The organism is Gemmatimonadaceae bacterium (genome assembly GCA_016720905.1).
Taxonomy (GTDB): domain Bacteria; phylum Gemmatimonadota; class Gemmatimonadetes; order Gemmatimonadales; family Gemmatimonadaceae; genus Gemmatimonas.
On the sequence record JADKJT010000027.1, the window covers coordinates 1 to 6,358 of the forward strand.

Annotated in this window: 9 protein-coding genes; 5 read left to right on the plus strand and 4 right to left on the minus strand. The window is 62.3% G+C overall.

Annotation, left to right across the window (positions count from 1 at the left end; all coding sequences use genetic code 11):
• Positions 1–47: 47 nt before the first annotated feature.
• Positions 48–512, plus strand: coding sequence for a glycosyltransferase family 2 protein (locus IPP90_16410; GenBank protein MBL0172270.1), 465 nt, complete (start codon positions 48–50; stop codon positions 510–512).
• On the opposite strand, the gene IPP90_16415 is transcribed toward IPP90_16410, so the two are convergent.
• Positions 499–768 (minus strand): hypothetical protein, encoded by a 270-nt coding sequence (locus IPP90_16415; GenBank protein ID MBL0172271.1) that lies wholly within the window; start codon positions 766–768, stop codon positions 499–501. The two genes, IPP90_16410 and IPP90_16415, sit on opposite strands and share 14 nt — an antisense overlap.
• Positions 769–888: 120 nt before the next feature.
• Between IPP90_16415 and IPP90_16420 the strand changes: the two genes are divergently transcribed.
• The 3 genes from IPP90_16420 to IPP90_16430 all read left to right on the plus strand — a co-directional run bounded on the left by IPP90_16420 (position 889) and on the right by IPP90_16430 (position 3,766).
• Positions 889–1,158, plus strand: a complete 270-nt coding sequence (locus tag IPP90_16420; protein MBL0172272.1) for a hypothetical protein — start codon at positions 889–891, stop codon at positions 1,156–1,158.
• Positions 1,159–1,318: 160 nt separating this feature from the next.
• Positions 1,319–2,257, plus strand: coding sequence for an AMP-binding protein (locus IPP90_16425; protein ID MBL0172273.1), 939 nt, complete (start codon positions 1,319–1,321; stop codon positions 2,255–2,257).
• Positions 2,258–2,689: 432 nt separating this feature from the next.
• The gene (locus IPP90_16430) at positions 2,690–3,766 is read left to right on the plus strand and encodes an AMP-binding protein (GenBank protein MBL0172274.1); all 1,077 of its coding nucleotides are present in this window, start codon (positions 2,690–2,692) and stop codon (positions 3,764–3,766) included.
• On the opposite strand, the gene IPP90_16435 is transcribed toward IPP90_16430, so the two are convergent.
• From IPP90_16435 to IPP90_16445, 3 genes are all read right to left on the minus strand, one after another.
• Positions 3,722–4,399, minus strand: a complete 678-nt coding sequence (locus IPP90_16435) for a tryptophan 7-halogenase (GenBank protein MBL0172275.1) — start codon at positions 4,397–4,399, stop codon at positions 3,722–3,724. The genes IPP90_16430 and IPP90_16435 overlap by 45 nt on opposite strands.
• 253 nt (positions 4,400–4,652) lie before the next feature.
• Positions 4,653–4,994: a glycosyltransferase family 4 protein gene (locus IPP90_16440; GenBank protein MBL0172276.1), complete on the minus strand. Its 342-nt coding sequence runs from the start codon at positions 4,992–4,994 to the stop codon at positions 4,653–4,655.
• 57 nt (positions 4,995–5,051) lie between these two features.
• Complete coding sequence (locus IPP90_16445; GenBank protein ID MBL0172277.1) at positions 5,052–5,648, minus strand: glycosyltransferase; 597 nt, start codon at positions 5,646–5,648, stop codon at positions 5,052–5,054.
• A gap of 201 nt (positions 5,649–5,849) precedes the next feature.
• Between IPP90_16445 and IPP90_16450 the strand changes: the two genes are divergently transcribed.
• On the plus strand, positions 5,850–6,358 hold a 509-nt coding region (locus IPP90_16450), incomplete at its 3' end, for a glycosyltransferase (GenBank protein ID MBL0172278.1).

Genomic DNA, 6,358 nt, shown 5'->3' on the forward strand with positions numbered 1-6,358 from the left:
CGAGCGACGAACGCTCTATGTGCGGGCACGATTTGCCACAAACGCGCATGGTGATCGAGCCTCGGCCGGGACTCGCATGGGCCCGCAATCGCGCATTGCTCGAGGCGCGGTCGGACGTCATGCTCTTCACGGACGATGATTGCGTACCGGACGCCGGGTGGATCGAAGCCCACCGGAGCCTGTACGATCGGAATCCCGACATCGACTTGAGCACAGGACCCGTCGAACCCCTGGAGCTGGTTACGCCCGCCCAAGTCCTGTTTGAACGCTATGGTGGCTTCATCGCGCGTTACCGCCGACAGTGGATTTGTGCGCCGCGGGGGATTGTGTCGGCACCGCGGTCAGAGATGTCGGGACGATCGGAGTCGCGCGAACTTCGGGATGCGGCGGCGGTTGATTGCGCGGGTGGGCCTGTTCGACGCGGCGCTTGGCGCCGGGACGAGCGCCAGCGGCGGCGAGGAACTGGAATACTTTTTCCGCGCGCTCAGACTCGGCGCATTACTGGCACGTGAGCCACGCGCCGTGGTACGACATGAGCATCGACGAGAGCTCCGGGAAGTGGAGAATCAGATCGAGGGATGGAGTCGTGGGTTTGCCTGCGCCATAGCGCGGTCCGTGCTGGCCTTTCCGGAAGAGCAGATGTCCCAGCGGATGATGATGGGCCGAATTGCGCTGCTGCACCATGTCAGGCGGGCGCTGTTCCGGCCCGGCCTTCGTCGACTTGCTCGCCGAGCTGCGGAATGGTAGGTGCGTCGCGCCGGTACACACGCGCGCGGTGGGGAAGCCGCCGAGATTGTCGCGCGCATACCATCAACGACGACGTCAGATTCGTCTCCGTTCGAAACCGCCGCCCATTGTCCGGTGCGGCGGCGCGAGCGGACCGCCAGCGTGACCCGATCCATCGACGTGGATGCCCTATGTTCGCCACTGCTGCTTGATGAGGATGTGGAGGAGGTCACCATCGATGTGCACTGTCGCAACCGATCGATCGGCACCCTCGTCCTGCCGGTGTACCACGGTACCGTAGGCATCGACCGTTTGCTCGACACCATTGTCGACCGTCTCGGCGAGACCCTCATTCTCGCCGATTGGCGCGAGACCGTTCGATCCACGAAGCGCCACCTCGTGGCCCTCTCGTCACACGTCGCGGCACGCTGACCGTGGCGACTGGTGCCGCTTCCGTTCCATTCGTAGTTTGCACTTCGAATTGCACCATGCTCCCCATTGCTCACATCGCCGCGAAGACGCTAGGTACAACGAACGGTGTTTTGATCCTGTCGAAGGCCCACCGTCGACCCAACGTTCTCTGCCCTGCATCATGACTGACACCAACATCAGCGACGACCTGCGTGCCTGGATCGGCGAGCGATTTCTTCCGGCACACGAAGCCGCATTGCTCGCACCCGATACTCCGCTGATTTCCGGCGGGATTCTGGACTCCATCAGCACCTTGGGGCTCGTGGCGTTTCTCGAGGAACGCTATGGTATCGAGCTTGAGGCACACGAAGTCGGTCGCGATCGATTGGACACACTGCCGCGATTGAACAGCTCGTCCGCGAGAAACTCAAGCGTCCTGCCTGATCGTGGCACTTGCTCACAGACGCGCTCACGCTTCAGGCACAGGCCAGTGGCGATCGCATCGCGCTTCCGTGACGCGAACGCGCCTCCGATGTCGTATGGAGACCTCGACGCGCGTGCGCAACGGGTCGCGCTATTTCTTCACGCGCGCGGCATCAGCACCGGTGACCGGGTCGCACTGTACCTGCCGAAGTCCTCAAATGCGATCGCCTTCATGTTGGGTGTACTGCGCGCCGGCGCAGCCTACGTACCGATTGATCCTGCGGCACCGCCGTCTCGCGCCGCGCAGATTCTTGCGGACTGTTCGGCCCGTATCGCCGTTGTGGACACGTTGTATGCAGACGCGCTCACCGGAGCATCGCCGGGTTCCTCGGGCACCGAGATCTTCGCATTGACGGATTCGCATGCGCGTGATGCGATCACCCGCGTGCCGGTTACGGAACAACCAATGCGCCCCGCGCATTCACGTATCGAGGCGAATGCTCCCGCGTACATCGTGCACACGTCAGGGTCGACGGGTCGACCGAAAGGCGTAGAGGTCTCCCATGAAGCCGCCATGACGTTTGTCCGATGGGCGGTTCGTGCATTCGAGCTGTCAACACACGATTGCCTCGCGTCCCACGCGCCGCTGCATTTTGATCTTTCCGTGTTCGACATCTTCGCCGCGCAGTGTGCTTAGGCGCGTCGTAGTGCTGTTCAATGACATCGAGGCGCGCAATCCGAAAGCGCTGGCGGCGGCCGTGGCGCAACACCAGATCACCACCTGGTACTCACGCCGTCGGCGCTCATAGCGCTGTCACAGTACGGGCACCTGGAGCGACATTCGGCGAGGACGCTCAAGCGCGTCCTCTTTGCGGGCGAGGTGTTTCCGGTGCGGCAGTTGAAGCAACTGATGCAGCAATGGCCGCACGTCAGGTACTTCAACCTCTTCGGCCCCACCGAAACGAATGTCTGCACGTGGTACGAGGTCCCGACACCGTGGCTTGGATCGGACGCCGACACGCTGCCCATCGGCGCACCGTGTGCGCACTACGCGGTGCGAATCATCGACAACGACATCCCGTGCGCGCCCGGAGCCATTGGCGAACTCCAGGTGAGCGGTGCGGGCCTGATGACCGGCTACTGGAACAGATCCAATGCGGATGGTGGATGGTTCGTGCAGGACCGGAATGGCCGTCGCTGGTACCGGACCGGCGATCTGGTCAGTCGCGCCACTGATGGCAACCTCGTGTTCCACGGTCGTGCAGACCGCCGGGTCAAGCGTCACGGCTATCGCATCGAGCTTGGTGAGATGGAAGCGGTGCTGAATACCCATCCTTCGGTAATCACGGCCGCGTCGGTGGCGGTGTCCGAGAGCGGTACGGTCCAGGGCATCCATGTGTTCATCACCCTGCTACCTGGCGAGGCGGTTTCAAACATCGAGCTTCGACGCTTCTGCGCCGCGCGACTCCCGCTGTACATGATCCCTGATCAGTTCCACGTCCTCGATCGCATTCCCGAGACGTCAACCGGAAAGCGGACTATCTGGCGCTGTGCGCCCTCATTGGCCCCGCCTGACTACATCGGGCCCGGCGTCCCACTACGCCTGGCCTCCTCGCCTGCGCTGCGATCTGCTGAAGCGACTTCAGGCGCCGTCGCTTGTCCTGTTCGTGTACACGCGACCAGCAAACAAGTCGATCAGGTCGTCTCGAGTGCGCGTGCCATTGACCAGCATCGCGAACGGCAGTGGGTCACCCCAGAACGAGTCGATGAGGTCTTGCAGGTTATCCATTGCTGCCGTGCAGATGGCCTGATGCGCCGCAAATGGATCGGGCAGGTCCCGGGTCTCCCCACTCAGGTAGCGGAGAATATGCGGGGTGGCCAGCTGGCCCTCTTTGAGTGTCAGATACAGACCAAACGAAAAGATCGGGTCGATGAATCGATGGGCATCGCCAAGGCAGATGAAACCCTTCCCCGTATATCGCTCCACGAAGTACGAGTAGTTGGGCACGGCGCGCACGTCTTCAATCAGCGCGCGATCCGGCGTCCGGCGCGCCAGTTCGGGGTGCAACCTCCAACTCGCGCGGAGAAGGAACGCCTGCTTGGTCTCCCTCAGGCTGAGAAATACGCGCCGTCCACCACGACGCCAACGCTGACCACGTGGTCATTCAAAGGGATGAACCACGCCCAGCGATACTTCGATGCGTAGAAGATGAGCGCGTTGTCTTGATGGTTTTCGCGCGTGCCATGATCGCGAATCGTATTGGCCACCTGAGAGAAGATCGCAATCTGTTTGTCGTAGCGGCCAGGTAATCGGGGACTGGTCACCTTGGTGAGCCAGAAAGGTGCGTTGCCCGGACGCATCAAGCACCACATCACTCGCAATCCGCTGTACGCTTCCGTCCGCCTTCACCACGTCAAGGCCGATGACCGATCCATCGTCGGCGCGAAGGACGTTTCGAGCGCGCCCGCGCACAACCGTGGATCCTCGTGCCACGGCCTCGTCGAGCAGCATCGTGTCGAATTCGGCTCGACGCACCTGCCAGGTGAATTGATCCTCAAGGTCCCCAGCGGCAGTCCGCATTTTGAAGAGGACAAACCACACATTTTTGCCGTACGCCTTCACGCCCTGTTTCTGCGGATGCCCGGCCGCGAGCATCCGGTCGCCTAGCCCGAGGTCGCGAAGCAACGCTCCGCATTCCCCGGTCATCGACTCGCCAATATGGTAGCGGGGAAAGGTCGCCTGCTCAATGATCACGGTGTCGACGCCATGATGCGCCAGATGGAGGGCCGCTCCCGAGCCACCGGGTCCGCCACCGACGATTGCCACCTGTGTCCGCATGCTTGCTCCTCCGCGATATCCGCGGAATCAGTGCACCACCGTCGCTGCCGATCAGCCGCGCGGCAATCGATACACGTCCATCGACCGCGCAGCGACAATTTCGTCAGTGAATTGTTGTTCCACGGTTTTGTCTGGCCGCAGCACCCAAACGCTCGCGCAAGCCCCGATTCTCGATCAGCTCGCTCAGCGCGTCAACAAACTGCGCGGGGTGATCGGCCGTGCCATCAGCCCGTTGATTCCATGCGAGATGAGTTCAGGCAGCCCCCGCGTCACTGGCGACGATGGCCTTCGAGGCCGCCATGGCCTCAAGCACCGCCGAAGGACAGCTGTCCCAGAGACTCGGGAACAGATAGATGTCCGCGTGTCGCAGGCAGGATCGCACTTCCCCCAACCCCAGTGCGCCAAGATACGTCACCGAGCCCCGACAGGCCCGCTCACGTATTTCAGGCAGCAAGGTAGACTGCACATAGCCGCTTTCATCGGCGCCGGCGAGCACAATCGAAACGTCATGTCGATCAAGAACCCCAAGGAGAATCTCCCGGAAGAGGTGCAGCCCCTTCCGCCGTTCCATGCGGGCACCGAAGAAGATCGTCACCTTGTTCCTGGGCAACCCGAACGCACTGGTCGCGTCAATCGATCGCTGACCGTCGAATCAGTCGAGATCAATACCGTTCGGAATCACCGGAATCGGCCGTGTCTCGCCAAGCACCCTGCGCACCTCCGACGCGACAAAGGCCGAGCTGACGTCATGGTGGGCCCGTCGCATTCCCAAGGCTTCGATCGCGGAGCAGGCAACGATATCGGCCCTGGAGACGCGGTAGTACGGCATGATGAGCCTGGCTGGGGACTGGAGGCGAACGATGACCGGCGCGTCGCTCACCGTCGAGGCAAAGAGCCCGTCGGCACCGCATTCCGGTCCCTCAATCACGTCAAATCCGATGCGACGATCCAAGTCCCGCACGGCGCGCCGCGCATTGAGGGCAATCTCCATTCTGCTGCGCGTCCAGGGCAGTCCGAGCGCACCGATCAGGTGCGCGGCGCGCACGGCTGGTCCGTTACCATTGATGCGCCACACGGTAACGCCATGACTGAAGGCGGATTGCAGATCCGCGTGCTCGGTCGCCCCGGCAATCACGTGCACCTCATGACCCAGCTTGGCCAAGGCGCGTGCGTGGTGCCAGGTGTAGGTGCCGATACCCCCAAAACCCGTATGGGGTGGGTATTCGTAGGAGAGTAGGGCGATCTTCACGGAGAGGTCAGTGCGAAGGAGATCCGCATCAAAGAATGACGACCCACTCTGTCCCACGGCACCCCTGTCGGGTGAGTTCTCGCGGTGTGGAAGCCGAGCGATGCCCGGGCCTTGCCGACCCGAGTCGCGTGCTCTACGATCACCCGCTGTGGCAATGAAGCCACCGCCTTCGGAGCGCCGGTCACTGATGCCCACTGCGGACTGCACGTTGAAGCGACGCGTCATCTCATCATCTCGCGAGAACTTCCGCCGGCGCCGTATCCCGCGGGTGGCATCGGAACCTACGTGGCCAACATGTCCCGACTGCTGGCGGAGGCGGGTGACATTGTTCATGTGATCGGCCAGCAGTGGGACGGAGCACCGCGCGCGAAGGAAATTTCCTCTGACGGTCGTTTGGTGATCCATCGCGTGCCCATGGAGTTGCCTATTGCGTACGGCGGCCGATCGACGACGGCAGATGAGGTGGCCGCGTTGCTCATCAGTCCCATGGCCGCACAGGCATGGGGACTCAATGTCGCCATGTTCGCCGAGGCGCTGATCGAGGATCAGCAGATTGACGTGATCGAGGCGCAGGAGTGGGAAGCGCCGCTGTATCATTTCTTGCTGCGACGTGCCCTCGGACTCGGTCCCGACCGGAAGCCTCCGTGCATCGTGCACATGCATTCACCATCAGAAATGGTCTGGCGGCACAACGATTGGAGCCAATCGAA

Excerpts from the sequence above, each read along its gene's own strand:
- IPP90_16410 (MBL0172270.1), top strand. The coding sequence starts at position 48 with ATGGTGATCGAGCCTCGGCCGGGACTCGCATGGGCCCGCAATCGCGCA.
- IPP90_16430 (MBL0172274.1), top strand. The coding sequence starts at position 2,690 with ATGACCGGCTACTGGAACAGATCCAATGCGGATGGTGGATGGTTCGTG.
- IPP90_16435 (MBL0172275.1), bottom strand. The coding sequence starts at position 4,399 with ATGCGGACACAGGTGGCAATCGTCGGTGGCGGACCCGGTGGCTCGGGA.
- IPP90_16425 (MBL0172273.1), top strand. The coding sequence starts at position 1,319 with ATGACTGACACCAACATCAGCGACGACCTGCGTGCCTGGATCGGCGAG.